Source organism: Roseivirga thermotolerans, from assembly GCF_014653175.1.
In the GTDB taxonomy this organism is placed as follows: domain Bacteria; phylum Bacteroidota; class Bacteroidia; order Cytophagales; family Cyclobacteriaceae; genus Roseivirga; species Roseivirga thermotolerans.
This window is the reverse complement of sequence record NZ_BNAG01000003.1, coordinates 269,048-294,509: the sequence shown is the minus strand read 5'-3', so window position 1 is coordinate 294,509 and position 25,462 is coordinate 269,048. Positions and strand designations below refer to the sequence as shown.

28 protein-coding genes are annotated in these 25,462 nt (G+C 44.3%); 16 read left to right on the top strand and 12 right to left on the bottom strand.

Annotation, left to right across the window (positions count from 1 at the left end):
* The first annotated feature begins 28 nt into the window (after nt 1-28).
* The 7 genes from IE164_RS11335 to IE164_RS11305 all read left to right on the top strand — a co-directional run bounded on the left by IE164_RS11335 (nt 29) and on the right by IE164_RS11305 (nt 6,087).
* The gene (locus IE164_RS11335; protein WP_189630351.1) at nt 29-580 is read left to right on the top strand and encodes a cob(I)yrinic acid a,c-diamide adenosyltransferase; all 552 of its coding nucleotides are present in this window, start codon (nt 29-31) and stop codon (nt 578-580) included.
* Between the two features lie 190 nt (nt 581-770).
* Nucleotides 771-1,835, top strand: coding sequence for a branched-chain amino acid aminotransferase (locus IE164_RS11330; protein WP_189630350.1), 1,065 nt, complete (start codon nt 771-773; stop codon nt 1,833-1,835).
* A 38-nt stretch (nt 1,836-1,873) separates the two neighbouring features.
* Nucleotides 1,874-2,377: a hypothetical protein gene (locus IE164_RS11325; RefSeq protein ID WP_189630349.1), complete on the top strand. Its 504-nt coding sequence runs from the start codon at nt 1,874-1,876 to the stop codon at nt 2,375-2,377.
* A gap of 58 nt (nt 2,378-2,435) precedes the next feature.
* On the top strand, nt 2,436-3,041 hold the full coding sequence (locus IE164_RS11320; RefSeq protein ID WP_189630348.1) for a Pr6Pr family membrane protein: 606 nt from the start codon (nt 2,436-2,438) through the stop codon (nt 3,039-3,041).
* Between the two features lie 89 nt (nt 3,042-3,130).
* Nucleotides 3,131-4,208, top strand: a protein-coding gene (gene prfB / locus IE164_RS11315) for a peptide chain release factor 2 (protein WP_189630347.1) whose coding sequence is annotated in 2 segments (ribosomal slippage) — nt 3,131-3,190 and nt 3,192-4,208 — 1,077 coding nt in all. Because the reading frame shifts where the segments join, the coding sequence is not laid out codon by codon here.
* 3 nt (nt 4,209-4,211) lie between these two features.
* Nucleotides 4,212-5,411, top strand: a complete 1,200-nt coding sequence (locus IE164_RS11310) for an MFS transporter (RefSeq protein ID WP_189630346.1) — start codon at nt 4,212-4,214, stop codon at nt 5,409-5,411.
* Entirely contained in the window at nt 5,401-6,087 is a 687-nt protein-coding gene (locus IE164_RS11305) for a lysoplasmalogenase (protein ID WP_189630345.1), read from the top strand. Before IE164_RS11310 ends, IE164_RS11305 begins: the two co-directional genes overlap by 11 nt.
* On the opposite strand, the gene IE164_RS11300 is transcribed toward IE164_RS11305, so the two are convergent.
* From IE164_RS11300 to IE164_RS11290, 3 genes are read right to left on the bottom strand one after another with little or no spacing between them, the layout of a single operon-like run.
* Nucleotides 6,084-6,785, bottom strand: coding sequence for a head GIN domain-containing protein (locus IE164_RS11300; protein WP_189630344.1), 702 nt, complete (start codon nt 6,783-6,785; stop codon nt 6,084-6,086). The genes IE164_RS11305 and IE164_RS11300 overlap by 4 nt on opposite strands.
* Before the next feature lie 56 nt (nt 6,786-6,841).
* A complete protein-coding gene (locus IE164_RS11295; protein WP_229838643.1) occupies nt 6,842-8,191 on the bottom strand; it encodes an MATE family efflux transporter in 1,350 nt (449 codons plus the stop codon).
* On the bottom strand, nt 8,191-8,739 hold the full coding sequence (locus IE164_RS11290; RefSeq protein WP_189630343.1) for an NUDIX domain-containing protein: 549 nt from the start codon (nt 8,737-8,739) through the stop codon (nt 8,191-8,193). The genes IE164_RS11295 and IE164_RS11290 overlap by 1 nt, the downstream gene beginning before the upstream one ends.
* 59 nt (nt 8,740-8,798) lie before the next feature.
* Here IE164_RS11290 and rnhB point away from each other — a divergent pair, with 59 nt between their 5' ends.
* Complete coding sequence (gene rnhB, locus IE164_RS11285) at nt 8,799-9,395, top strand: ribonuclease HII (RefSeq protein ID WP_189630342.1); 597 nt, start codon at nt 8,799-8,801, stop codon at nt 9,393-9,395.
* 56 nt (nt 9,396-9,451) lie between these two features.
* Here rnhB and IE164_RS11280 read toward each other — a convergent pair whose 3' ends face one another.
* Nucleotides 9,452-9,916 (bottom strand): nuclear transport factor 2 family protein, encoded by a 465-nt coding sequence (locus IE164_RS11280; RefSeq protein WP_189630341.1) that lies wholly within the window; start codon nt 9,914-9,916, stop codon nt 9,452-9,454.
* A 178-nt stretch (nt 9,917-10,094) separates the two neighbouring features.
* Nucleotides 10,095-12,476, bottom strand: coding sequence for an ABC transporter permease (locus IE164_RS11275; protein ID WP_189630340.1), 2,382 nt, complete (start codon nt 12,474-12,476; stop codon nt 10,095-10,097).
* A gap of 287 nt (nt 12,477-12,763) precedes the next feature.
* On the opposite strand from IE164_RS11275, the gene gcvT reads away from it, so the two are divergent.
* The gene (gene gcvT / locus IE164_RS11270) at nt 12,764-13,852 is read left to right on the top strand and encodes a glycine cleavage system aminomethyltransferase GcvT (RefSeq protein WP_189630339.1); all 1,089 of its coding nucleotides are present in this window, start codon (nt 12,764-12,766) and stop codon (nt 13,850-13,852) included.
* A gap of 153 nt (nt 13,853-14,005) precedes the next feature.
* Complete coding sequence (locus IE164_RS11265; RefSeq protein WP_189630338.1) at nt 14,006-14,704, top strand: 2-phosphosulfolactate phosphatase; 699 nt, start codon at nt 14,006-14,008, stop codon at nt 14,702-14,704.
* Nucleotides 14,705-15,106: 402 nt separating this feature from the next.
* Here IE164_RS11265 and IE164_RS11260 read toward each other — a convergent pair whose 3' ends face one another.
* The 4 genes from IE164_RS11260 to dtd form a co-directional block, all read right to left on the bottom strand.
* Complete coding sequence (locus IE164_RS11260; RefSeq protein ID WP_189630337.1) at nt 15,107-15,883, bottom strand: aspartyl/asparaginyl beta-hydroxylase domain-containing protein; 777 nt, start codon at nt 15,881-15,883, stop codon at nt 15,107-15,109.
* A gap of 78 nt (nt 15,884-15,961) precedes the next feature.
* Entirely contained in the window at nt 15,962-16,819 is an 858-nt protein-coding gene (locus IE164_RS11255) for a DUF6263 family protein (RefSeq protein WP_189630336.1), read from the bottom strand.
* A 34-nt stretch (nt 16,820-16,853) separates the two neighbouring features.
* Nucleotides 16,854-17,198, bottom strand: a complete 345-nt coding sequence (locus IE164_RS11250) for a nucleotide pyrophosphohydrolase (RefSeq protein WP_189630335.1) — start codon at nt 17,196-17,198, stop codon at nt 16,854-16,856.
* On the bottom strand, nt 17,198-17,650 hold the full coding sequence (dtd, locus tag IE164_RS11245; protein WP_189630334.1) for a D-aminoacyl-tRNA deacylase: 453 nt from the start codon (nt 17,648-17,650) through the stop codon (nt 17,198-17,200). Before dtd ends, IE164_RS11250 begins: the two co-directional genes overlap by 1 nt.
* Nucleotides 17,651-18,046: 396 nt before the next feature.
* Between dtd and IE164_RS11240 the strand changes: the two genes are divergently transcribed.
* The 6 genes from IE164_RS11240 to IE164_RS11215 all read left to right on the top strand — a co-directional run bounded on the left by IE164_RS11240 (nt 18,047) and on the right by IE164_RS11215 (nt 23,734).
* On the top strand, nt 18,047-19,210 hold the full coding sequence (locus IE164_RS11240) for a hypothetical protein (protein WP_189630333.1): 1,164 nt from the start codon (nt 18,047-18,049) through the stop codon (nt 19,208-19,210).
* A gap of 166 nt (nt 19,211-19,376) precedes the next feature.
* Nucleotides 19,377-20,432 carry an AraC family transcriptional regulator gene (locus tag IE164_RS11235; RefSeq protein WP_229838642.1) on the top strand — a complete coding sequence of 352 codons (1,056 nt, stop codon included), beginning with the start codon at nt 19,377-19,379 and terminating at the stop codon, nt 20,430-20,432.
* 72 nt (nt 20,433-20,504) lie between these two features.
* Nucleotides 20,505-20,864, top strand: coding sequence for a hypothetical protein (locus tag IE164_RS11230; protein ID WP_189630332.1), 360 nt, complete (start codon nt 20,505-20,507; stop codon nt 20,862-20,864).
* 2 nt (nt 20,865-20,866) lie between these two features.
* Nucleotides 20,867-21,235: an SPW repeat domain-containing protein gene (locus IE164_RS11225; protein ID WP_189630331.1), complete on the top strand. Its 369-nt coding sequence runs from the start codon at nt 20,867-20,869 to the stop codon at nt 21,233-21,235.
* An 11-nt stretch (nt 21,236-21,246) separates the two neighbouring features.
* On the top strand, nt 21,247-21,723 hold the full coding sequence (locus IE164_RS11220; protein ID WP_189630330.1) for a YHS domain-containing (seleno)protein: 477 nt from the start codon (nt 21,247-21,249) through the stop codon (nt 21,721-21,723).
* Nucleotides 21,724-21,913: 190 nt separating this feature from the next.
* Nucleotides 21,914-23,734 (top strand): Xaa-Pro dipeptidyl-peptidase, encoded by a 1,821-nt coding sequence (locus IE164_RS11215; protein ID WP_189630329.1) that lies wholly within the window; start codon nt 21,914-21,916, stop codon nt 23,732-23,734.
* A 139-nt stretch (nt 23,735-23,873) separates the two neighbouring features.
* On the opposite strand, the gene IE164_RS11210 is transcribed toward IE164_RS11215, so the two are convergent.
* The 3 genes from IE164_RS11210 to IE164_RS11200 are packed head-to-tail and all read right to left on the bottom strand — an operon-like array spanning nt 23,874 to nt 25,425.
* Nucleotides 23,874-24,155 carry a hypothetical protein gene (locus tag IE164_RS11210; RefSeq protein WP_189630328.1) on the bottom strand — a complete coding sequence of 94 codons (282 nt, stop codon included), beginning with the start codon at nt 24,153-24,155 and terminating at the stop codon, nt 23,874-23,876.
* 32 nt (nt 24,156-24,187) lie between these two features.
* Nucleotides 24,188-24,838, bottom strand: a complete 651-nt coding sequence (locus IE164_RS11205) for an oxidoreductase (protein ID WP_189630327.1) — start codon at nt 24,836-24,838, stop codon at nt 24,188-24,190.
* Nucleotides 24,796-25,425 carry a thioredoxin family protein gene (locus tag IE164_RS11200; protein WP_189630326.1) on the bottom strand — a complete coding sequence of 210 codons (630 nt, stop codon included), beginning with the start codon at nt 25,423-25,425 and terminating at the stop codon, nt 24,796-24,798. The genes IE164_RS11205 and IE164_RS11200 overlap by 43 nt, the downstream gene beginning before the upstream one ends.
* Nucleotides 25,426-25,462: the final 37 nt, after the last annotated feature.

The following is a 25,462-nucleotide window of genomic DNA, read 5'->3' as shown; positions in this document are numbered from 1 at the left end:
CTTAAGCCCCTCGAAACAGAACAGTTGCATGAAGATATATACCAAAACCGGAGATACAGGCACCACCTCATTATTGGGTGGTGCTCGTGTTTCAAAGGCACACATACGCATTGAGGCATATGGCACAGTCGATGAACTAAATAGCTATATAGGCCTCCTCCGCGATCAGCCGGTGAATCAAAATAGAAAAGACATTCTCAAAACCATTCAAGACAGGCTTTTTACTCTTGGTGCCGACCTGGCTACCGAACCCGGCAAAGACAAAGTAGTTAAACCCGACTTGTTCGAAAGCGATATAGACCTGCTAGAAACAGAGATGGATCGAATGGATGAGCAACTGCCTGCGCTAACCAGCTTTGTACTCCCCGGAGGTCATCAGTCGGTATCCTTTGCCCACCTCGCCCGCTGTGTTTGCCGAAGGGCTGAACGCATATGCATAGCTTTAAATGATCAGGAAAAGGTTTCTCCTCTGGTAATTAAGTACCTCAACCGCCTTTCTGACTACCTCTTTGTGCTAGGCCGGCTTATGGCTCAGGAATTGAATGCCGAAGAAGTGAAGTGGGAGCCCCGTAAGAAATAAATTGCCCCAAAATTTATTAGGCAAAAAGATTTAATTGCGGAATATTTGACCGAAACACCAGTCGTTCAGCATATTATATTCTGATAAACAGAAATATAACTTACTGAATTAGAGAATCTTACATAAACGACACGGTTTGCACCAAGCCTGTTTTTAGTTAAATTTGTACACTACCTATAACCCTTTAATCATGATAGAAACGTCTGCCATCAGAATAGAGAAAACCACTCAATCGCGAATTAATGAGCTCGATGAAAACAATATACCCTTTGGTAGACTCTATTCAGACCATATGTTTCTGGCCGATTATAAGGATGGCCAATGGCAAGATTTACGGATAGTCCCCTATCAAAACATTTCGCTTTCTCCTGCCAATTCTGCCTTGCATTATGGTATTACCATTTTCGAAGGGCTGAAAGCCTACCGCAACAAAGATGGCGAAGTAGTAGTATTCAGGCCGGAAGCTAACGCCAAGCGACTGAACATTTCTGCAGAACGAATGTGTATTCCTGCAGTGCCCGAAGGCTTATTTATGGAAGCCCTTAACGAACTACTCAAAATTGATGCTTCGTGGGTTCCTTCTGCCCCCGGCACAGCCCTGTATGTAAGACCATTTGTCTTTGGTATGGACGAATACATTGGTATCAGACCATCTGAGAATTTCAGATTTATGATCATTACCGGCCCGGTCGGATCGTATTACACCAAACCGGTACGAGTAAAAATTGAAACTAAATTTTCCAGAGCGTTCGAAGGTGGAACAGGATTTGCCAAAGCCGGAGGCAACTACGCGGCCAGTCTGTACCCTGCTCGTTTGGCTCAAAAAATGGGCTTCGACCAACTCATCTGGACCGATGGAAAAACCCATCAGTACATTGAAGAGTCCGGCACCATGAATGTCATGTTTATGATTGATGATGTGCTTATTACTGCTCCAACCTCAGGAACAATACTTAAAGGAATAACCCGCGACTCTGTACTTACCATAGCAAGAGAATGGGGAGTGAAAGTAGAAGAAAGACCAGTGGCAGTGGCTGAGGTAGTTGCGGCTGCTAAAGAAGGACGCCTCAAAGAAGCTTTTGGAGTGGGTACGGCCGCCACCATAGCCCCTATTGCTACCATAGGCTACGAAGATGAAGTTTATGACCTGCCTGCTGCAGATGATTCCTTCTTCTCCAGAAAAATACTTAAACAACTAAGCGGTATACGTTCTGGCGAAATAGCCGATAAACACGGTTGGATATATAAGATTTAACTCGCTTTAACGAAGTTTTTGCCTTACTTAGCAGCAAGATGAAAGTCAGAAAAATAATTTACTTTCTTTTGCTGCTTTTTTCATTTTCAGCCCTAGAGGCTCAGGAATATCTGTTAGTAAGAAAAAAGGGCTCTACCCGAAGATACGAATACCGGGTGGGCGACACTTTTGTATATCGACAGCAAGGAATGGATCAGTTTTTCAAAGACGTGATAACTGATTTTGTAGACAGTACCATTGTGCTGGAGAACAACATTGTTCTCATTAGTCAGCTGGAGGAAATAGACATTCAGAACGCTTTTACCAATCGCCCCCAGATTTTACGGCAAGGCGAAGCCCTACTCCCCACCATCGGTTACGGCCTGTTGGCTCTCGATCTGTTTAATCATACCATTATCGATGGTAACGACTTTTCATTCGACAAAGGCACCACCATAACCAGCGGTGCGTTTGTTGCAGCAGGCTACGGGCTTAAGATTTTTAGGAGAAAACGCGTAGATTTAACCAAGGAGAAGTTTGAGGCCTATCTGGTTTTGCGCTAGAAGTTGGTGTTGAGTGTAGCTGCAGGCCAATGCCTACTCCCATTTTCTGCTACCTGCTATGAGAAAAACACTTCACACGCTAATTGCTTTACTAGCTCTTTTTTCTGTTGCTACTCAGTTCTACTTGATGCTGGAAAACCGCACCACAAGCCTTACGGAAATGATTATCCGTTTTTTCAGCTTCTTCACTATTCTTACCAACACGCTCGTAGCCCTTTACTTCGGCATACTAAGCCTCAACCGCAAAAAAATGCCAGGCTTTTTATCGCACACCGAATCACTCACTTTTGTAACCGTCTACATCTTTGTGGTGGGACTCGTGTACCAAATAGCACTGCGCCATGTTTGGGAGCCTACAGGTTTGCAAATGGTAGTAGATGAGTTACTCCATACAGCAATCCCCATACTAGTATTCCTCTACTGGGCGCTTTACTCCACTCGCACGGCCTTTGAATGGAACCATCTACCCAAACTATTGGCCTATCCGGGCATCTATTTAGTTTACATTCTCTGCAGGGGTAAACTATCGGACTTTTATCCATACCCCTTTCTTGATGTAGCCAACCTGGGTTGGACCCTCACACTACAAAACATTACCGTTCTTTTCCTCCTTTTCATAGCGTTGTTCCTTGCTTTTAAGGGGTTGAGAAAAATTCTACCCTAAGAAGAGTAACACTTAATACTTTCTTAGCTCCATACTCCTTGTAAAACCCCAACGGTTTCACCACTTTTGCAGCTCCAAAAAAATTATTCATGAACACAGATCAGTTGAAAGACTTGAAGGCGCGTATCACGGCCTTGAGGAGGTATCTTTGACTACGATGTCAAGAAAAAAGAAATAGAAGAGGAAGAACTGGTGACAGCCCAACCAGACTTCTGGAACGACCCCAAAGAGGCTGAGAAAATTCTTAAAACCATTCGAGCAAAAAAGGTATGGACAGAAAGCTTCGAAAAAGCTAAAGAAGCTGTAGATGACCTGGACACCTTGTACGAATTTTACGAAATGGGCGAAGGAGAAGAGGCCGAAGTGGAAGCCGCTTATCAAACAGCTCTAGACGTACTGGAAGAGGTTGAATTTAAAAAAATGCTTAGTGGCGAAGAGGATCAACTTAACGCCATTATAGAAATAAACCCCGGAGCCGGTGGCACGGAAAGTAATGACTGGGCGGAGATACTCATGCGCATGTACATTATGTGGGGAGAACGGCATGGCATGAAGGTAAAGCAGGTTAACTACCAGCCGGGCGAGGTAGCCGGTCTCAAATCATGTACCCTGGAGTTTGAAGGCGAATTCGCCTATGGCCAACTGAAGTCAGAATCGGGAGTGCACCGTTTGGTTCGTATTTCTCCTTTCGACTCTGGCGGACGAAGACATACTTCTTTCGCTTCAGTGTTTGCTTATCCTGTCATAGACGATTCCATTGAGATAGAAATAAACCCGGCAGATATTACCTGGGATACTTTTCGTTCGGGTGGTGCCGGTGGGCAAAACGTGAACAAAGTTGAAACTGGTGTGCGTCTGAAACATGCCCCCACAGGCATAGTTATTGAAAACACCGAAACACGCTCTCAGCTAGACAATAAAGAGCGGGCTTTGGCATTGCTAAAGTCAAGGCTATATCAGCTGGAGATGGAAAAGCGCAATGCCGAACGCGACAAACTGGAGGGTGAAAAGAAAAGGGTAGACTTTGGTTCGCAAATTAGAAACTACGTATTACACCCCTACAAATTGGTGAAAGACAACCGAACCGGAGTAGAGCGTACTGATGTGCAAAATGTACTGGATGGAGAACTAGACGACTTCATTAAAGCCTACTTGATGCAGCAGTAAAGCATGACAGAGCAAAACAGCATTTTTTCCCTGCAGTTCATTTTGCTCTGCCTTAGCTCGTTTCTCTTTTTTTCGAGCTTCAACATGATTGTGCCCGACCTGTACGACTACCTCACCACGCTTGGCGGTGGCGAACTAAAAGGGTTGGTGATTGCTCTATTTACGGTTACAGCCGGATTATCGCGCCCATTTAGTGGAAAACTGTCAGACACTGTCGGGCGAATACCGGTTATGATTTTTGGAGCAGCCGTGTGTTTTGTGGTCGGCTTTCTTTATCCATTGTTGAGTAGTGTTTGGGCATTCATGCTGCTGCGCTTTCTGCATGGATTTTCTACCGGCTTTAAACCTACCGGCACCTCGGCCTATATTGCCGATATTGTACCCAACCACAGGCGTGGAGAAGCCATGGGCTATTCAGGGCTGTTTGGTAGTCTGGGCATGGCAGCAGGCCCTAGTTACGGCCCGAAAATAACTGCATGGTTTGGTCTGGACACCATGTTCTATACCTCATCTGTTTTGGCCATTCTTTCGGTACTCATTCTGGTAGGCATGAAAGAAACGCTTCCCGAAAAGCAGCCCTTTCGTTTGGCATTGCTCAGGATTAAAAAAACCGATGTATTCGAACCAAGGGTAATTAATCCTTCGATATTGTTCTTGCTCACCTCCTTCTCTTTTGGCGCAGCCCTAACGCTAATGCCCGACCTGGCGATTAGTGTTGGTTTCGATCAGGAAAGCAAGGGTATATTTTTCCGCTATTTCGTTTTCTCTTCCCTTCTCATTCGTATTCTGGCCGGTAAAATTTCAGATAAAAAGGGAAGGGTTTATGTGCTTAAGTGGGCCACTATAGCAATAGCTCTGGCCGATATTATGGTGGCTTTTACACATACCAAACCCATGCTACTGGCCAGTTCAATTGCTTTTGGTATTGCCGTTGGCTTAAACACGCCCACCATTTATGCCTGGACCATAGATCTAAGCCATGACAAAGCCCGCGGACGCGGCATTGCTACCATGTATATAGCCCTGGAAATAGGTATTGGATTAGGAGCTTTTGCGGCCGGACTCATCTATGGTAATGTGATTGAAAATTTACGAGAAGCCTTTCTGGCTTGTGCCATACTCTCTCTTTTGGGCTTCTTATTTTTAAACTTCGGCTTATCTTGGGGAGAAAAACTGTTTAACAACCCTTCCGATGAGGTTTAACCCAAAAGCTACGCCCTTTTTTTTGCTCAGCGTCTTTCATTTGGCCGCGTTATTAGCCGACTGGACTCTCGTAGGGCAGATCACTAAACCTTTACTCATTCCTTCTCTGTTTTTATACTTTGTTAGAACCACTCCCAAAAGCCCTCTGAATGGATACATCATGGCAGCTCTGGTTTTTTCATTTTTGGGAGACACCCTTCTTATTTTTAGCGGAAACAATGCCTGGTTTTTTCTGGCCGGTTTACTAAGCTTTTTGTTGGCTCATGTAGTCTATCTTCTTGTGAACATGAGCGCAGTAACGGTTTTGGAAAAAGGTTTTAAACCGCAATGGCAAGACATTCCCTTTATGCTGTATGGTTTGGCCATGTTTTCAGTAGTTAAGCCAGGACTAGGAAATATGTATGCGCCTGCTTTGCTCTATACAGTTATTATTTGCCTAATGGCAATCACGGCCAGAAAACGATGGAAGAGGACGGATTCCGGTAGTTTTTGGCTTATAATGGCTGGGGCTCTATTTTTTGTATTTAGCGACAGCATTCTTGCCTACAATCGGTTTGTAGCACAAGCCTCCTGGGGTACCCCGGCTATAATGGCCACCTATTTAACCGCACAATTTCTGCTGATTGAAGGTTATCGCGAGTTTATTCTAAAAGTGAAAAATCCAGGAGCGAATTAATTATTTCGCCTAACTCTGCCAGAACCTGAAACACTAGTGTTCACTCCAGTGGGTTGACCCGAATAGTACACACTACCACTGCCGGAAATTCTTACCTCCAGTTCGCCAAAAACTGCAACTGATGCCCTCCCAGACCCGGTGATGGTTATGTTGTAGTCATCGGCCTTTAGACTTTCTGCATAGTACTTACCTGAGCCGCTTATGCCTAGTGATGCTTCTTGGGCCGACCCTTTAAGGTCTATGTTCCCGGAACCGGAAATCTTAGACTGTATTGTTTTAGCATCTACTTCCAGCTCTATATCTCCCGAACCGGAAATGGACAATCTCAAATCGTCAGTTTTTATAAGTCTTTGCCCTATAACATCTCCTGCTCCGCTAACAACCACCTCTCTAAGATCGCGAACGGTAATGTATACATTCACCCTACCAGTGCCTCGGTCGCCCCAGCTAAACCAACTTCTTCTTGATCGGCTTGAAATACTCAGTCTATTGCCTCGCACTTCGGTAATCACTTCTTCGAGTGTCTCACCATCAGCCTCCACAATCACCTCATTCTTATTGCCTTGCGTTACATATACTTTGCCGGAAATATTCATGGCAATGCCGTTGAAGTCTCCCACATTTCTGGTTTCTTTTTGCTGAGACCAGGCTGATAGAACCACAAAGCTCAGCAACACAACAAAAATTGTTCTTCTCATAATCGACATATTTTACAAAGTATAGACCTAATGAAACGGCCAAGGTTGCATGCCATCTATTGGGCCAATATCTTTTTTGTAGCCAATCTATTAAATCTGGTGTACAAAGCAACTGCGGCCACGGTAAGGCCAATTAACAAACCATACCAAACGCCCTGAGGGCCCAAATCGAGTACAAATCCAAACACATAACTGCTTGGTATAGCCAGCCCCCAATAAGAAAGTAAGGTAATCCAGGTAGGTACCCGCACATCTGACATACCCCGCAAGCAGCCCAAACCAACCACCTGAACTCCATCTGACAACTGGAAGAGACCGGCAATTACAATCAGCGAGCTGGCTATACCCACCACTTCGGCATCATCTACATAGAGCTTTGGAAAAAAACCGTTAAACAGAATGTAAACCAGTGAACAGGCCGCCATAAAAACCAAAGCCATAATGAAGCTGGTATTTCCTGCCCTTCTCAAATTCGGAAAATCTCCTTTCCCCAATTGGTTACCCACCCTAACAGTTGAAGCTGCCGATATGCCGGAGGCCATCATATAACTAATGGCCACCAGGCTAATGGCAATTTGGTGGGAAGCCAGAGGAACTGTGCCCAACCAGCCCATCATTACGGCCGCCATAGCAAAAGCCCCTACCTCAAAGATGAACTGCCCTCCCGTAGGAATACCGATTTTTAGCATGGGCTTAAAGAAGTCCGCCTTAAACCTGTTCAATACAAACCCGGCTCTAAAAGCCTTGAAACGATGATAGCGTCTCACAAATACCAGCATGGCAATGGCCATTAGCACTCTGGAAACTAGCGTAGACCAGCCGGCTCCATTGAGCCCTAACTCCGGGAAGCCCCACTTACCAAAAATGAGCAGGTAATTAAGCAACACATTTAAGCCGTTGGCCAAAATGGTAATGTACATAGTGGGCTTGGTGATAGACATCCCTTCAGAAAACTGACGGAACCCCTGAAAAACAATAAGCGGAAAAAGAGAGGAGGCAATTATGAAAAAGTAGGGAGTCCCTAAATCAATTACTTCTGCCGGTTGTCCCATATAAGGAAAAACTGCGGTAAGTGAATACATGAGCATTACCATTAGCAGGCCTAATACCAGACACAAAATAATTCCGTGTCTTAGCAAGCGAGTAATCAGGTCGTTGTCCTTTTTACCATCGGCCTGAGCCACCATGGGGGTTATACCATACGAAACACCAATACCGAACATCATAAACACCGCCAGAAAATTACTGGCAAACGAAGAAGCAGCCAACTCTTTAGGCCCAAGCTGCCCCACCATTATACTATCAACAATACCTACCATAATATGCCCCAACTGACTGAGCATAACCGGATAGGCCAACAAAACCGTTTTGTTAAAATGATCTTTATAGGATAATAATTGCGCCACTAGATATTTTTTATTCGGGCATACTTGAGTAGCCCACCCACACTCAGACTATCGGTAATACGACCATCCATTACCCATTCTATAGCCTCTTTTACAGGAAGCTTCTTGATAGCTATATCTTCCGTCTCGTCAAACTGAGTTTCACCTTGTGAAAGTTCCGTTGCCACGAAAACCATACCCAACTCATCGGTTACAGAATTGGAGGTGTGGATTTTGCACAGAAATTCCAGCTTTTGAGCAATGAGTCCGGTCTCCTCTTTTAGCTCGCGCAAAGCACCTTCCTCATAGCTTTCGGTAAAGGGCACCGCACCCATAGGAATCTCCCAACTGTATTCGCTGAGCGTATATCTGTATTGGCCCACCAACCAGGTATTGCCTTCACCGTCTACAGGAATAACTCCCACAGCCCTCCCTTTGAACGATACCTTACCATATATACCCGGCTTTCCGGAAGGGTTAATTACCTGATACTCATTGAGCCTTATCCATTGGTTTTCATAAATCAACTTTTCGCCAAGGGTCTTCCAGGGACTTTTCTCTTTGCTCATGGCCCAAAAATAGAGAAAGCTTTCAAGTTGTTGAGGGCTATTGTTAAGTTTAAACCACAATGTTAAAGGCATACTACAAAGAGGGTATTGTTGAGGCAGGTTGCGATGAAGCCGGCAGGGGACCTTTGGCCGGGCCGGTGGTAGCAGCGGCAGTAATTCTGCCAACAGACTACAAGCATCAGCTTTTAAACGATTCGAAAAAACTGAATAAAAAGCAGTTGAATGAACTGGAAGAAGTGATTAAGCACGATGCGCTGGCCTACTCTGTGCAAGAGGTAAGTCACTCTAAAATCGATGAGATTAACATACTAAACGCCAGCTACCTGGCCATGCACTTGGCCATAAAAGACCTAAGTATTACTCCTGAATTGTTGCTTATTGATGGTAATCGGTTTAAGCCCTATCCCGGCATTGCCCATGAGTGCATAGTAAAAGGAGATGGCAAATACATGAGTATAGCTGCTGCATCCATACTGGCCAAAACACATCGCGACAGAATTATGACCCAACTGGCTGAGCAATATCCCGGTTACGGATGGGAAACCAATGCAGGCTACCCCACCACTAAGCACCGCGAAGCCATCAGAACGCTGGGCATAACACCCTACCATCGTAAATCATTCAGGCTATTGCCCGAGCAGCTGGAACTGTTCTAGCGAATTGTTCAGCCCGACAGAGCGAAGAGAAAACTTTAAACACCAAAGAAACCGGCTCAATGCTGTTGATATACCTTGGCCACAATTCGCCAGCCGCTATCAAATTTGAGCAAACTCAAATAGTCTGTATACACATGTTTCCCCTGGTTGAACAACTCTACCTTTACCTGTGCAGCATGGCCCGTAACATCTACTAAGGCAAACTTATGATCCCACTTGTTTTTGGGGTCGCCAGGGTCGTAGTTGTTGGCCTTTCTTTTTTCAACCCCATCGGCCCAAACTGCAATAGGGTATTTACTTATGGACTCACCTTTGGGAGAGTAAATAGCAAAATCTTCATGAAACCCCTTTCGCATCGCATCTGCATTCAGCTCATTAAATGCCCCGTTGATATAGGCCTTCAAGATCAGCTGTTTTACTTCCTCTTCTGCCTTTGCTTCAATAGCATTTTTGTGGGTAAAAGATAGGGTTAGCAGTGCCACGAGCATAAGTGACGTGCTAAGGATCAGTATTCTTTTCATAATGGAGAGCTTTTGGTTTATAAACTTCCTAACTCATTCACGAAGCCGTGGGTTACAAAGGCTTGAGTCAAAACGGAACGTCATTCCCCGATAGGTCAGTGATCTCCATCGTTTTTTGAGCTAAAACTATAAAGAAACGCCTCTAAAGAGGAATGACGTGCTATTTGTGCAATTCTTGCTATTCGTAGCGGAGCGACTCTACCGGGTTTCTTTTGGCTGCGTTAATCACTTTACCGGAGATAGAAATGAGGGTCACTAACAGTATGATAACAATAGGAACCAGCGCACTAATGAAGTTTGGAGTTACATGATAAGTCCAGATTGTGCCCATTAGAAGACCGGCTAGAAAAATACCCAGCCCTCCTCCTAGTATTGAGGCTACGCCTACAATAATGAGAAACGGACGATTAATAAGTGTGGTGATTTTCGCTATTGAAGCTCCTAACACCTTTCGAATACCAATTTCCTTGGTTCTGCTTTGAATGTTTATAGATACCAGAGTGAACAGACCTATGGCAGAAAGTACCACGGCTATTACAGCCAGGAATATGAACATCTGCACAATATTCTTGTTTACATCGCGCGCTTCACCCAAAACGTTTATATCGTGGGTATAAATGGAGGTTGGTCTGTCGGGCACTACTTCTGCCCAGGTAGACTCCAGAAAATCGCGCGTAGCCCTCATTTCCTCATCGCTCACTCTCACAATCACCATGTTCAGGTCGCTTTCATTGCGTAGCCTGAGCATTACGGGGTTTATGGGCACCCAGAGACCAAACACGTAGAAGTCCTTTACAAGTCCTACCACGGTATATTGCAATGAGTCGTTCATAGTTACTCGCTGTCCTACGGGATTCTCCCAACCCATACGAGCCGCCATTCTTTCGTTAACCACAACGCTTCGGGCCTTATCGGCCTCCTTATTGGCTGCATCGAAGCTCCTGCCGTCTAATACCTGTAGGCCGATAGTTTCAACATAATTGAGCCCCACATCTAATATGGTTGCCTGCACCTCAGAGCTCTCCGCCTTTAATTTGGTTTGATATGATCTCCACCCCACATGGCCGCTGGTTAGGGCCACTTCATCGATGGATGGATTGCTGACTATTGCTGTTTTGAATCGCTCGGCTTCATTGGCACTATTTAACTGCACCATTAAAACGCCTTCTTTTTCGTAACCCAGATCAAGATTCTCCTGAAAATTTGAGTTTTGAACGAAGGCAAAGCCTAATACCAATGAAAGCACAGAAATAAGCATTTGGATGCCTAACAACACCTTTGAGAGCAAGCTTGATGAGCTTACTTTGAGCGTTCCGCGCAAAATGGCAACTGGCTTGTATCTACTCACAAATATGGCAGGGTACCCTCCGGCCAATACCGCTGTAAGAACTAAAGTAGAGCAGAGGAAAATAATCATTCCCGGATTGTTCCAAAGGGTGAGCACTACATTGACATTGGGCCACATGTCGCTGTATTTGGGTACTAGCCACAACGAGAATAAAAGGGCTAATCCCAGAGCCAGAAAACACAACACCAGGTTTTCGCCTAAAAATTGAAACACCAGTTGACCGCGCGAGCCCCCCACTGTTTTGCGAATACCAATTTCTTTCAGGCGTTTGTTAGACATGGCTATGGCCGTGTTGGTAAAGTTGAAGCAAGCCAACAGCAATATGAGCAAGGCCATAATGTTGGGGGCAGTGATATGAGCAGGATGTAGGGTTTCGTTACCCAAAGTGGTGCCATCAACATCTCTTTGGTTAAAAGCTACATCGGCCATGGCTTGCACCCAGAAAGAATTAATTGGGAAATCCTTTTTTACCTCGGCTTGTAATGGCGCATACTTTTGAATCATGCCCGGCAAGGCCTGAGCTACCTGCGGATCTGCGGTTTGAATGAAAAGGCCATCTACAAAGATGGACCAATCGTCTTTGTCTACATTGAAGTTGCGGTGAAAGTTTTCGAAATCTGTAATGAGCTGAAACTGCAATGAACTCTGCAGGCCCGGTTCTTCAAACACTCCCCCCACAGTAAGGAGTATGTTGGGTCGCTCTGAAAGCACCAACTCAATGGTTTCTCCAACGGCATTTTCTTTGCCAAACAAAGAAATGGCTGTTCGGTTAGAGATTAGCACACTGGAAAGCTCTTTGTAACTGGCCACATCGCCATGCAGCATGGGAAAGGTGAACATTTCCAAAAAATCATCATCTACAAAAGCCATTGTGCGATTGAATACATTGCTTTCGCGTTTAATTGTAACCCCCGATCGTTCGAACCGGCTCACCCGTTCTACTCCCGGCACTTCCGATTTGAGTAAAGGCCCCAATGGTAGGGGAGCTTGACCAAAAGGCTGGCGGGCTCCATTCTGATCGATGTACACCGATACCTGGTAGAGCTGGTCATAGTTCTTGTGCTGTTTATCAAAATTGAGTGCAAACTCGTAGTTCAGAAAAGCTACAATACAACAGGCTAGCGCCAAACCGAGACCAATAATGTTAATGAACACGAAAACCTTGCTTTTGAGCAGGCTTCTTACCGTTACTTTTAAAAAATTTTTAAACATGAGTTTTGACCTTTGTTTTGGTTTGAAATTCTACTTCTAATCAAGCCGAAAAACAGCCTTGAGCTCTCTTTAATTCGCTGCTCCGGCAAGCATTCAGTATTAAAGACAGGTAGCTGACAAGCTCCTCTCAACTAATTAGAAGCGTTGGCATATTTGGTTTATAACCAAATAGATGCACAAAATCATTTATGGGTTGCCTGAACCCGAAAACAGCCTGAGAATTAATTTAACCAAAGCCTTTTTTTTATACCTCAATGCTTACTTTTGTCGAGCAAAACGAGATAGAAATGGAATTAAAAAAAGTAGCATTAAACGACCTTCACGAAAGTCTTGGGGCTAAAATGGTTCCCTTTGCCGGTTACAACATGCCCGTGCGGTACACCTCAGACATTGAGGAACACAACACCGTTAGAAATGGTGTGGGAGTATTCGATGTTTCACACATGGGAGAATTTGTTTTAGAAGGACCTGATGCACTTGATTTAATTCAACGAGTAACCAGCAACGATGCATCTAAACTAGTTGACGGGCAGGCCCAGTATTCTTACTTACCCAATGACAAAGGGGGAATAGTGGACGACTTACTGGTGTATCGCTTCAATGAGCAAAAATACATGCTCGTAGTCAATGCCTCAAACATTGAAAAAGATTGGGAGTGGATTAGCCGGTTCAACCACAAAGGAGTAAGCATGAGAAACGTTTCAGATTCTCATTCACTTTTTGCTGTGCAAGGTCCAAAGGCTGTTGCCACACTTCAGAAGCTAACTTCTGTAGATTTATCTTCCATTAAGTTCTACAACTTTGTGGTAGGGCCAATGGCAGGAGTTGAGTATGTTATAATTTCGGCAACAGGCTATACCGGTGCCGGTGGTTTTGAGATATATGTACACAACGACCATGCAGAATCGGTTTGGAAGCAGATTTTTGAAGCCGGAGCCGAATTTGATATTAAACCCATTGGTTTAGGAGCCAGAGATACCCTGCGTCTGGAAATGGGTTACTGCCTCTACGGAAACGACATTACAGACGAGACCTCTCCTATTGCTGCCGGTTTGGGTTGGGTAACCAAGTTTACCAAGGAGTTCACTAACTCAGAGGCTATTCAAAAGCAAAAAGAGGAAGGTGTTCCCACCAGGCTTATTGCCTTTAAAATGATTGACAAAGGAATTCCCAGAAGTCATTATGAGCTAATGGATGCCGAAGAAAACGTTATCGGTGAGGTAACCTCGGGAAGCATGTCGCCTACTCTGGGTATTGGCATCGGCTTGGGCTATGTGAAGAAAGAATTTAGCAAAGCAGGTACCGAAATTCATGTTGCTGTACGCAATAGAAGATTAAAAGCGGAAGTAGTAAAACTTCCTTTTGTGCAGAAGTAAAGGAAATTAAAGGGTGGTGAACAACCAGCAAGTGAACCATCCTGAATTTATTTCAGGGCCTCTACCCCTGAGATTCAGAAACGAATTCAGAGTGAGACCCACACCATTGATAGTTACCAACTAAGAATTAACAAATAAATTACCCTTCCATTAATGAACATAGACGTTTGCTACACTCCGGAATTGATCCATCAGTTTGACGTTACTGACAAAACCGTTGTAGTTATTGACATTCTCAGGGCGACCTCGTGCATGGTAGCCGGACTGGGTACGGGTGTGGCAAGCATTACCCCGGTAGCTACCGTTGAAGAGTGTGAAGCTCTTGGTGCTCAAGGTTATGTAATGGCCGGAGAGCGAAACGGGCAAAAGCTGCCCCAGTTTCAGCTGGGCAATTCACCATTCGATTATATGGAAAAGGGGCTAAAGGGAAAGAAGGTTGCGACCACCACTACCAATGGCACTCGCGCACTGGACTTATCTAAAGAAGCTCCCGAAGTAATTATTGGCGCATTTTTAAACCTTAAGGCAGTAGTTAACCATCTCTCCAAAACCAAACGAGATATATTGCTTTTCTGTGCCGGATGGAAGGGTAAGTATAACCTGGAAGACAGCCTTTTTGCCGGAGCTGTTTTAGATGGACTTAAGAAGCAAGCCGAGTTCGATTCTGACGCGGCCACGGCTGCTTTTTACCTTTTTCAATCAATGGGCAAAGACCCCTACTATTTCATTAGCCGAAGCAACCATGCCAAACGCCTTACAAAATTCGGTATCATGAAAGACATAGAATACTGCTCGCGCTGCAACGAGTTTGATGTTGTGCCGAAACTCAAGAATGGGGAGTTGGTGGTTTAATTCGTTGCAGAAGGGTAGAGTATTCCATTCATAAAGTTAGCCTATTGATTCCCACTCTATCTATACTATCATAGCTAGTTAAGATTACTGCATAGCAGTGTAATCGTAATAAAGTATAGGATTACTTAGTTAGATCACCTAAAAACATTAGACAACTCCAGCTACAAGCTGTGTCTTCAAAGCACCTTATAAGAGCCATTTGTGAAGACACAAATGGTGGCAAAATATCAAAACAGGGACCAATCTGTAACTCTAATAAAATAGTAAGCCATATTAAGATAAACTGTGCTCAAAACAACCGGATTGCCAAATCAAGGATCCTTACTAGCGATAAATGATGCCTCACAAATGACGAATCGAACCAATCCCTGATTCCCCGTTAACTGATAACTCTTAACCGGCCTACCCGGCCTGCGGCTTCAAATCTACCTGAACCTCTGCATTTTTAAGCACCTTCTTCAGGCGTTGGCTTTTTTCTCTGAGGCCATATACCCACCGGTTCATGGGCTGGAACATTTTAGGTAAATCGGTGCGGAAAACATCGCAGAAAAGCACCACACGGGTTTCATCTGTTTTATTCCACACCGCATGTTTAAAAGTGTCGTCAAAGAGCACATCTTCACCTTCCTTCCAGTCGTAGCGCTGGCCACCATTCACTATATAACACTCCCCTTCTTTGGGAATAATTAGTCCGAGGTGATAGCGGTACACTCCTTTATAAAAACCATTATGTGGGGGAATATGCTTTTGAGGCCCTAAGATTGAAAACATGGCCGTGGTAATGCCCGGAATCTGCTTGAGCAACTCCGTTGTTTTAGGGGCTTTGGCACAGTTAGACTCCTGCCAGTTATCGTAAGCCTTAAACATAAAAACTCTCCAGGGCGATTTGTCCCCATCGTTGATAAAACGCTGAATTTTGTCTACCTCATGAAATTTCGGAATGTTCTGCTCATTCCTTAGTATTTCCAATAGTTCGGCCTGAATTACCTTCCAGTTGTCTTTAAGCAGTTGGTGGTCTTTAAAATGCTTTTCCAAATCTACCATAGGCGGATTTCTATAGAAAAGCCTAAGTACCAATGAAAAGGTAATGGCTATAAGGCTAGGCTCCACAAAGTAGAGAATCACATTCAGAACAATGAACGCGGCAATTACAACTCCTATGATTTCAAGAACTAACATGACCAGTGTTATTCATTTGTTTGATTGATGCGTGTCTAACGATTACTAACCAATGCAAAGTTTCCTGAAGCAGAAAAATTATTGCATCGTCACTTTAAATGTTGAGTTGGTAACCACCGTCATAGGAATTACCATACCCTGAGCTTCTACATCACCGGTTACACTTTGTTTAATAGTCACCGTTTCGGGCAATCCATTACTCGTGCTAATCACATATTTATTTTCCTGTGTACCCGAGAGTTTGGTTTTCATTACCATACCCATTTGTTCAATGTTTCCATCGAGGTTCACCTTGGCATTTGCCAAAATGGTATTAGCATTTTCATAGCTATAGGTTGTAGCTGTTTCGATTGGGGCATTGTTCACTACCAGTTTGTTTGTCTTTTGCCATGTCTGGCTGTTGCCTTCAGGGTATATATTGAACTGCTGATTGAGTGAACTCAAGATGGTTTCTTTATCGTACACAGAAATAATCTGCCCTACTTCGCTACCGTATATCGTGCCTTGCAAATCTGACTTCAATCCGTTGACAAGCTCTTCCAGACCATAAACAGCTGTTACCTTGCCCTGAGCCGTCATAGTAAATTCATAAGATTTATCCACCATTAACCTAAACGGCAAATTCTGTTCGCCCTCGTTTTCAGAAGACATTTCCATTTGCATCATATCGGCATTGATGGCAAATGAACGCTTGAGAGCGGTGGTTTTGATGCGATATTCACCATTTTCCACGGCCAGTACTTCAAAAAAGTCTTTGGTTTGCTGAACCTGCTCCATCTCAGTAGACTGTCCCATAACCTGTTGGGTAATGTCTTGATTGAGGCTCATTTCAATACTGAACTTATCGCCTTTCTTTAAGGTGTATTTAGAAATGTTTTGAGCAGGTAATTGAGTGAATATGCAGGCAAGCAATGCCCAGGTAAGTATCGTTTTCATGATTTAGAGTTTGCGCGAATATAACTGATAATAGTTAGGATTTTAGTTTTTCATTATTCTTGTGCCGGTCTTTGTCGCGCGCGGTCTTTTTGGCCATTCTGCGCTCCCATGCAGCCTGCAGATCGGTTCCGGTTTGATTGGCCAGACAAACCACCACAAAAAGCACATCGGCTAGTTCTTCGCCCAAATCTTTGGCTTTGTCTGACTCTTTTTCTGACTGTTCCCCATATCTTCTGGCAATAATTCGGGCTACCTCACCTACTTCTTCACTGAGCTGAGCCATGTTGGTCAATTCATTGAAGTACCTTACTCCCACTGTTTTTATCCAGTGATCTACTTCTTCCTGCAGGGCAGAAATTCCCTTTATTTCTGTACTCATTATTTTTTGTCTTTTGTGTCTATGATAATGGTTACCGGACCATCGTTAATCAAAGATACTTTCATATCGGCTCCAAACTCACCCGAAGCCACTTCTTTTCCTAAGTCAATTGCCAATTGTGTCTTAAAGGCTTCATAAAGCGGAATAGCGATGTCGGGTTTTGCTGCTTTAATGTATGAAGGCCTGTTGCCTTTTTTGGTGCTGGCATGTAGTGTAAACTGACTTATTACCAGAGCTTCTCCTCCACTGTCAATCAGGCTCTTGTTCATCACCCCATTTTCATCATCGAAAATGCGCATATTGGCAATTTTTCGACTTAGCCATTCTACATCTTCCTGACTGTCGGCCTCCTCAATACCCAACAGAATCATCACCCCTTGACCAATGGCCGATTTTAATTCTCCACCTATGGCTACTGACGATTCCGAAACTCGTTGTACTACTGCTATCATGTTTCAAAAAAAGGATTTAGCCTTCTAAAATCGAAGGCGGGGGATAAATAATTCAAAAAGACAAAGCCATCATTCCGTAATTTTTCTCTCAACTTTTTTGAGAGAAAAAAATATAGGGTTACTTACTGAAGTCGCAAGAAGTATATTTCTGAACCTTGCCTCCATTTGTGTCCTCACAAATGGCTGTTAAAAGTCGCTGTGAGGACACAGCTTGTGGCTAGTATACTGGATCTAACAAATGCGATCTAAATAAGTAACCCTAAAAAAATATCCGGAACCTCACACCCAACTTGAGGTGCCTGGCTTTGCCGGCAAGCAGGCCGGATATAAGAGTCTATTGGAAAATATATGGACTATTTTTCCGGCCGGACGTGATTGTTTTGGTATTTTCACCCTATGCGCATTAAAGGCTATTGGCTTTTCATTTTTCTGGCTCTTACTACCGGAGCATTTTTCTTTTACCAGCAGGCGCAGCCACCGTTGAGTTATGACTTCGCTCCGCAGTTCGATGGAAATGATTACCGCAACATATACGATTATTTTGAAGGCTACAGAGAAGACTATAATGTACCCCACCCATTTCATCAACGCCTGTTGGTGCCGTTTCTAGCTTCGCTTTGGAGCTATGATATTCTACCCGGATTTCAATGGCTCAATCTGGTTTTTAGCTTATTGGCAGTGGTGGTTATGTTTCATTTATGGCGAAGCTTAGGCTTTGAGCTAAGATGGTTTTGGGCGGGCTTTTTATGGCTGATTTTTCATTGGACGGGTATGATACGGCTCAATGCCTTCGACCCCATAACAGTCGATTTACCTACTTATGCCTTTCAGGCTTTATTCCTTTGGCTTGTCTTAAAGCGAAAATTCATTCACCTTTTGTGGCTGGCTCCGCTGGCCACTTTGCAAAAAGAATCGTTCTTGGCCTTGCCTGTTTTGCTTCTAGTTTATGGAGCCTGGCACAACAGAAAAACGGATGAGGGTTACTACGACTTACCATTTATTGCCGCTTCTGTTCTTTTGGCCATTGCAACTCAATCTATAGTCAATTTTAACTTTCCTCCGCAAGAAGCAGGTAGAGGCGCATTCATCACCCTGGCCTATCATGCGCGAGAGGCTGTTTTAAATCCTTTTGATCTGCTTAGGTGGCTGGCTGCCATTTCCATGGCCTTTGGCCCGGCCATATGGCTGGCCATTAACCGTTATAGAAAAACCTATCGATACGACAACACCCGAAACCTACTGCTCATGTACAGTGCCCTGTACCTGGCCTTTGGTCTGCTGGCCGGTGGAGACATGACACGAATTGTTTTTCTGGGCTTTCCCTTTTTGGCCCCCTGGGTGATGTTCGAGTTACAAGAAACCAACAAAGCGAAGCTTCTTTTGTTAGCCTTGTTTTCTTTTCCACTCACCTTTATCTGGAAGCATATTCCGGACCCTGCCTGGCAATGGGAAGCTTGGGAGAGCTGGTACCCTGAGTTTGCAAACAAAGAACGGGTATTACTGTTTCTCGGGTTTATTTTTGCCGCATTTCTACTGCTACAAACCAAAAAAACGACTTAAACGCCTCGTTAATATAAACCACTACCTACCAACCAATTGCAACAACCCACCAATCTCACTATATTATTCAATAGTGATAAAAGCAAGTTAGCCGACTCTTTGGCGGCATTGCCTTTTGTGCTTAACTCAAAGGAAAGAACTTTGTGAGCAACCCAAATTTATGCCCATGCTGGTGAATAAATTTAAACCGAAAGTCAATGAAGTGATGTTCATAAACACTCATTGTCTATTGCATATACTTGAGGGTAGTGGAGGGTTGCAGGTAGATTTCAAAAACTACTTCGATTGGGACGATAAAATCATCTTCCTGGAAAAAGGCCAATACATAAAGTTTTTGGGCGATGATTTTACTGTAAGGCGCATAGACTTCCCAGATGAAGCTCTATTTAAAGACAAGCAGGTTCGAGTGCTTTTTAAGCATATGGTGAGCTTGGGGTATATCAATTTTGAGGATTGCCTAGAGTGCCAGAAATACCTGAACGAGTCTGTTTTTGGGGCGCCCAAAGATATTATAGATGTATCGGCAAGGCAGTGGTTTTGGCAAAACCCCTTTAACGCCAAACCCGAAGAGTACCATCTGATTTTCGACATTAAAGAATTTATTGACGAGAAGTATAGGGAGCAACTTCAGAATGCCGACTTCAAACTATTGTTTGAATCGTCCGGACTCAACCCTCATAGGCTGGTCAATGAAAAGGTTGGTGTAACCATAAAAGGCCTATTAAAAAATAAGCGCCTCACTGAAAGCAAAAAAGACCTGGTCTTCAGTAATAAGAGCATTAAAGAAATTGCCTACGACCATGGTTTTTCAGACCCTGCCTATTTTAACCGGTTCTTTAAGCAACAAACTCAAAAAACTCCATCGGATTTCGTTAGAGACACCGGCATAGACCGCACCGATGATTTTGCCACTCATCTCTTTGAACTACTGCATGAGTTTCATACCACTCAAAGGGAGGTAGGCTTTTATGCCGATAAACTGCATTTATCGGTAAAAGCCCTTTCCACTAAAGTTCGTCAACAACTCAATGTGAGTATTGGGCAGCTCATACGGCAACAAATTATTCTCTCGGCCAAGCGAATGCTTCTGCAACACCAATCTATTCAGGAAGTAGCCTTTTCGCTGGGTTTCGAAGAGCCCGGTCACTTTAGTAATTTCTTTAAACACTACACCGGCCTGAGCCCCACCAAATACCTGCAAAGTAAAAAGTCCAATCAATAGGCCATTTTTTGTAAGCATTGGCCCAACTCGATAGGCCAAATTTGTCATGTGATTCATCAAAAAACAATTCACATGAACATAAAAGAACAAGTACAAAAAATGGATGCAATGGTATCGCAAGGCGATATCGTGAATGCCGTGAAGCAGTTCTTCTCGGCCAACGCCAACACTTCTGATTATGGTGGAGTAAAGACCGCCTCTCGCGATCAGATGGTAGAAAAGATGGAAGGCTTTACCGGAGCCATTGCCCAGGTAAACGGCATTACCCATCACAGAACATTGGTAGATGGCAACGCTTCGGCCTCGGAGTTTACCTTCGACTTCGACATGAAAGACAACTCGCGCATTCTATGGCACGAGATTATTAGAAGAGTGTGGAACGATAGCGGAGAAGTAGTTGAAGAGACCTATTTCGATGCTAAAATAGCCTAGCCATGAAATTCAGGTTTATTTCTCCAACCGTTCACGGCATCATAGACTACTCGGCCGCAGTGGCGCTTATTAGCAGTCCGTTTCTGTTGGGGCTTGGAGAAAGTTCACCCATGGCCAAATGGCTCTCTGTGGTCACCGGAGTGGCTGTGATTATCGTAAGTCTAAACACTACTTATAAGTTTAGCATTCTTCACACCATTCCTTATAACGGTCATTTGCTCATAGACTTAATGGCCGCCACCACTTTTGCTGCTGCTCCCTTTCTATTCCACTTTACGGGAATAGACATGTACTACTACATAGCCAATGCGGTGGTAGTATTTCTGGTAGTCGCTCTTAGCGACAATTGCGAACCTTCATTAACAGATTAAATAATTATACCATGAAAACAATCAGAAAAATAAGCATGTTGGCGCTTGCGCTAACTTTTCTGAGCCAGGTAGCTTTGGCTCAAGACAAACAGGCCTACAACATTGACAACAGCAACATTGCGTTGCAAGGCTACTCGCCCGTTTCTTACTTGGATTTGGGCCTTGCTCAAAGAGGACTTAAAGAATACAAGTCTGAACACGACAAAGTGGTTTACTACTTTACTTCTGCCGAGCAAAAACAAAAATTCGACAGAAATCCTGAGAAGTATTTACCTCAGTATGGAGGCTACTGTGCCTTTGGTGTATATGCAGGCGCAAAGTTCAGACCCGACCCAAATAAGTTCATTGTAAAAGACGGAAAGTACTTCTTGTTTCTTTATAACCTTGAGCTAGATGCCCAGCAGCTTTGGTTGAAAGAAAACAACCACGCAGGGTTGATGAAGAAGGCCGATGACAATTGGGCCAAGCTAAAGAAAACCTACAATTAATTATTGGGGTTGACTTGTTTCTGGGAAGAGGCTGTCTCAGGAGTTTCCTTCTTAGCCCAACCATTGGCTAAAGGCGAGCTTCCGACACAGCCTCTTTCTTTTTTCCATGCTGCCACTATCAGGTTAATAAAAATTCGATCTGCCGGAGACCTATTATTTTATAACTTAAGCCTGCCTTAAGCAATTACCTATGAAAAAATACCTTTCCGTTGCCGTGTTATTGGTGTCTACAAGCCTTTGTACGCTAGCACAAAATACCAAACCTGTCTTCAAAAATGGAGAAGCTCAAATTGTAGAAGCTTTCAGCAATCCGGAAGAATGGATTAGAGAAGACTTGTGGGTAGAAACAGAGTTTGACACGGATGGAGACGGCAAGCCGGATAGAATGCACGTGGCTGTTACCCGTCCGAAACAAACCGAAACAGAAGGATTAAAACTACCGGTAGTTTACGAAACCAGCCCATACTATGCCGGAACTGCCGGATTGGCCAAAGGGCTTTTCTGGAATGTTGAGCATGAATTAGGTGCCACACCACCGCCAAGAACGCATGTAGAGGTGCAGCGGAGAGGTGAAAGACCCATCATATCCAATTCTCAAATCAGAACCTGGGTGCCAAGAGGCTACATTGTTGTGCACTCCTCCTCTCCCGGTACCGGTCTTTCCGATGGTGCCCCCACGGTTGGAGGAGACAACGAATCGCTAGCCCCAAAAGCAGTAATCGAATGGTTATCGGGAAAAGACAATGGTTATAAAACACGCGATGGACAGGAAAAAGTAAAGGCCTACTGGTCGACTGGAAAAGTAGGAATGACAGGAACCTCTTATAATGGCACACTTCCCCTGGCTGCGGCCACCACCGGGGTAGATGCTCTCAAGGCCATTATTCCGATTGCTCCGAATACTTCTTACTACAACTATTACCGCTCGAACGGTTTGGTGAGAAGCCCGGGCGGTTATCTGGGTGAAGATATAGATGTTCTCTACGACTTTATTCACAGTGGTGATGAGGCCAAAAGAGCCTACAACAACAGAACAGTGCGCGACACAGAAATGGCGAATAACCTGGACAGAATTACGGGCGACTACAACGACTTTTGGGCCGGAAGAGACTACCTGAATGACATGAAACCCATGAAGGCAGCTCTGCTGATGTCACATGGCTTCAACGACTGGAACGTTATGCCGGAACATAGCTATCGCATTGCCATGGAAGCAAAGAAAATGGGGCTTCCGGTGCAGATATACTACCATCAGGCAGGTCATGGAGGGCCTCCACCAATAAGCATGATGAACAGATGGTTCACCAAATACCTTCATGGAATTGATAATGGGGTTGAAAACGACCCTAAGGCGCAAATTGTACGCGAAGGAGATAGCCCACAGGAACCTACACCTTATGCCGACTACCCTAACCCGCAGGCCTCGGACGTAACCTTTTACCTGAAAGCCGGTGGTAAGGTTCATGGTTCACTATCTACCTCCAAGGCGCAATCTAAAGGGCGGGAAACTCTAACGGACAATGTTAACTTTTCCGGAGCTCAACTTGCTCAAGCCGATGAGTCTGAACACCGCCTGTTGTATGTAACACCAAAGCTAACCGAACCTCTGCATATTTCGGGAGTAGCCCGGGTAACCATTGAACTGGCCAGTAGTAAGCCTGCTGCAAACCTTTCGGTTTGGCTTGTTTCGCTGCCCTGGAATGCTGCTGACGATGCCAGAATTTATGATAACATCATCACCAGGGGTTGGGCGGATCCGCAGAACTATAAATCACTTACCCGGAGCGAACCACTTGAGCCTGGCAAATTCTACACAGTCTCTTTCGATCTGCAACCGGACGACCAGATTATTCCTGCCGGCCAACAAATTGGCTTGATGATCTTCTCCAGTGACCAGGAATTTACCCTTCACCCACAGCCCGGCACTCAGCTCACTATTGACTTAAATGGTACCAGCCTGACTTTGCCAATAGTTGGTGGAAAGAAGGCTGTAAATAGCGTAATGAAGTAAGTAAAATTGAGTTATGGGTGTTCTAATCCCCTTTTTCGAAAAAGGGGGAATGGTTCTTCCAGTTTCAAGGGCAATGCATTTAGGGCCAACTTTTTATCAGCTTTTTTATATTGAAAATGCAGTTCTCAGATACCCTCGTTTAAAACCTGAATGAGAAGGCCGCTAATAGGAAAATAGCGGGTAAAGTAATGAAGTTGCGAAGGAGTTTATAGAGAAGGGCTATAGTTCCATTCACTATTAAAAACAGAAGAGTCCAAATCAACAAGAAAGACCAGTTTCGTGTAACAAAATAGGTATCGTGAAGCTGTACATCACTGGATTGATTCAAGTCCATAGGGTTTATAGCCGTGAGGAAGTAAATAACAATGGCCAGAACAGCGCTCGATAACAACCAAAGCTTCCAAAAGCTAATATTCTTCATCAAATCAACCCATTCTCAAATCATCAAATTGATCACATCTTCCGCATAATTTCAGACTCGTAGAAGTAGCAGCCTTTGTCTTCCTGACGAGCTACTTTCATCATAGCATCTACAATTTTGTCTGCATGAATAGGCCGGTATTTTTTCCACGGGCCAATAAAAGGAATAAACTTGGTGATGAACTGAGCAAACTTTTCACCCGGCCTTCTTTCTTCCCTTACCCCTCTAATCAGCGAAGGTTTGAAGATGTATATGGTCCGGTAGTTCAGGAAGGAGACTTTATCTTCCAGCTCCCCCTTCACCCGATTATAGAAAAAGCGGCTGTTCTTGTTTGATCCCATTGCTGAGACGAGAAAAAATCTATCGGCTCCAGCATTTAATGCCGCCTTGGCCAATTCATAGCCATATGTAAAGTCAACTTTGTAGAAAGCTTCTTTGGAACCGGCTTTTTTCATGGTCGTGCCCAGGCAACAAAAAACATCATCCCCCTTGGGGAAATCCGTCATTTCAGAAAGCTTGTCGAAATCTACAGTCAGCTCCTTGAGCTTCTCGTGCCGGATACCTAATGGCTTGCGGACCAAAGCAATGACCTGACCATAGCTTTTGCTTTGTAAAAGGTTTTGAGTTAACGACCTTCCAATCAGCCCGCTTGCACCGGCAATGATTGCAGTTTTTGAATCCATACATCTAAAATAGCCAAAAATTCATTCTGAAAGGTGACCCCTTTGTCTTTGGCATACCACAGATGCATGTATTCCGTAAACTCCTTGCCCGATTTAGCCTGGGTTTGTTTGTTCTCTAAAAATTCGCGTTGTATCAGATCAGGCCTGGGGCCCCAGTGCCCCAGCACTTCCCCATCGGCAGAAAGCCCGATTATTATGGGAATAGAACGCGCCCCGTTGGTCAGAAAATTATTCATAACCTCGGGGTTCTCGTCTCTTAAAATCAGTCGTAAATTAATTTGTGGGTTTAGTTGGGCCATTTTATGCACAAACGGCAACAGTTGTCCTGCATCGCCACACCACCCTTCAGTAATCACCAACCAGGTCATGGGCACATCTATACGGCTAACCATGGCTTCCAGAGCCGGTAGGAGTTTGCCAATCTTCTCCCACTTTTGCATGCGCTTTTGGCTTAGAATGGCATAACTTATCATTGACTCAGACTGGTTGGCTCCTGTTGTTTTTCCCTCGAGCAGCAACTGGTCTATTAACTTGCGGTAGGCAGCATAACTATAGGCTGAGTCGATCAGGTCGGCAGATAATTTCATTGGATTCAAACAAATGTTCGATGTTGCAACACCGAGA

Coding starts and splice junctions, on each gene's coding strand:
- IE164_RS11335 (WP_189630351.1), top strand. CDS start 29: ATGAAGATATATACCAAAACCGGAGATACAGGCACCACCTCATTATTG.
- IE164_RS11330 (WP_189630350.1), top strand. CDS start 771: ATGATAGAAACGTCTGCCATCAGAATAGAGAAAACCACTCAATCGCGA.
- IE164_RS11325 (WP_189630349.1), top strand. CDS start 1,874: ATGAAAGTCAGAAAAATAATTTACTTTCTTTTGCTGCTTTTTTCATTT.
- IE164_RS11320 (WP_189630348.1), top strand. CDS start 2,436: ATGAGAAAAACACTTCACACGCTAATTGCTTTACTAGCTCTTTTTTCT.
- IE164_RS11310 (WP_189630346.1), top strand. CDS start 4,212: ATGACAGAGCAAAACAGCATTTTTTCCCTGCAGTTCATTTTGCTCTGC.
- IE164_RS11305 (WP_189630345.1), top strand. CDS start 5,401: ATGAGGTTTAACCCAAAAGCTACGCCCTTTTTTTTGCTCAGCGTCTTT.
- IE164_RS11300 (WP_189630344.1), bottom strand. CDS start 6,785: ATGAGAAGAACAATTTTTGTTGTGTTGCTGAGCTTTGTGGTTCTATCA.
- IE164_RS11290 (WP_189630343.1), bottom strand. CDS start 8,739: ATGAGCAAAGAGAAAAGTCCCTGGAAGACCCTTGGCGAAAAGTTGATT.
- rnhB (WP_189630342.1), top strand. CDS start 8,799: ATGTTAAAGGCATACTACAAAGAGGGTATTGTTGAGGCAGGTTGCGAT.
- IE164_RS11280 (WP_189630341.1), bottom strand. CDS start 9,916: ATGAAAAGAATACTGATCCTTAGCACGTCACTTATGCTCGTGGCACTG.
- IE164_RS11275 (WP_189630340.1), bottom strand. CDS start 12,476: ATGTTTAAAAATTTTTTAAAAGTAACGGTAAGAAGCCTGCTCAAAAGC.
- gcvT (WP_189630339.1), top strand. CDS start 12,764: ATGGAATTAAAAAAAGTAGCATTAAACGACCTTCACGAAAGTCTTGGG.
- IE164_RS11265 (WP_189630338.1), top strand. CDS start 14,006: ATGAACATAGACGTTTGCTACACTCCGGAATTGATCCATCAGTTTGAC.
- IE164_RS11260 (WP_189630337.1), bottom strand. CDS start 15,883: ATGTTAGTTCTTGAAATCATAGGAGTTGTAATTGCCGCGTTCATTGTT.
- IE164_RS11255 (WP_189630336.1), bottom strand. CDS start 16,819: ATGAAAACGATACTTACCTGGGCATTGCTTGCCTGCATATTCACTCAA.
- IE164_RS11250 (WP_189630335.1), bottom strand. CDS start 17,198: ATGAGTACAGAAATAAAGGGAATTTCTGCCCTGCAGGAAGAAGTAGAT.
- dtd (WP_189630334.1), bottom strand. CDS start 17,650: ATGATAGCAGTAGTACAACGAGTTTCGGAATCGTCAGTAGCCATAGGT.
- IE164_RS11240 (WP_189630333.1), top strand. CDS start 18,047: ATGCGCATTAAAGGCTATTGGCTTTTCATTTTTCTGGCTCTTACTACC.
- IE164_RS11235 (WP_229838642.1), top strand. CDS start 19,377: ATGCTGGTGAATAAATTTAAACCGAAAGTCAATGAAGTGATGTTCATA.
- IE164_RS11230 (WP_189630332.1), top strand. CDS start 20,505: ATGAACATAAAAGAACAAGTACAAAAAATGGATGCAATGGTATCGCAA.
- IE164_RS11225 (WP_189630331.1), top strand. CDS start 20,867: ATGAAATTCAGGTTTATTTCTCCAACCGTTCACGGCATCATAGACTAC.
- IE164_RS11220 (WP_189630330.1), top strand. CDS start 21,247: ATGAAAACAATCAGAAAAATAAGCATGTTGGCGCTTGCGCTAACTTTT.
- IE164_RS11215 (WP_189630329.1), top strand. CDS start 21,914: ATGAAAAAATACCTTTCCGTTGCCGTGTTATTGGTGTCTACAAGCCTT.
- IE164_RS11210 (WP_189630328.1), bottom strand. CDS start 24,155: ATGAAGAATATTAGCTTTTGGAAGCTTTGGTTGTTATCGAGCGCTGTT.
- IE164_RS11205 (WP_189630327.1), bottom strand. CDS start 24,838: ATGGATTCAAAAACTGCAATCATTGCCGGTGCAAGCGGGCTGATTGGA.
- IE164_RS11200 (WP_189630326.1), bottom strand. CDS start 25,425: ATGAAATTATCTGCCGACCTGATCGACTCAGCCTATAGTTATGCTGCC.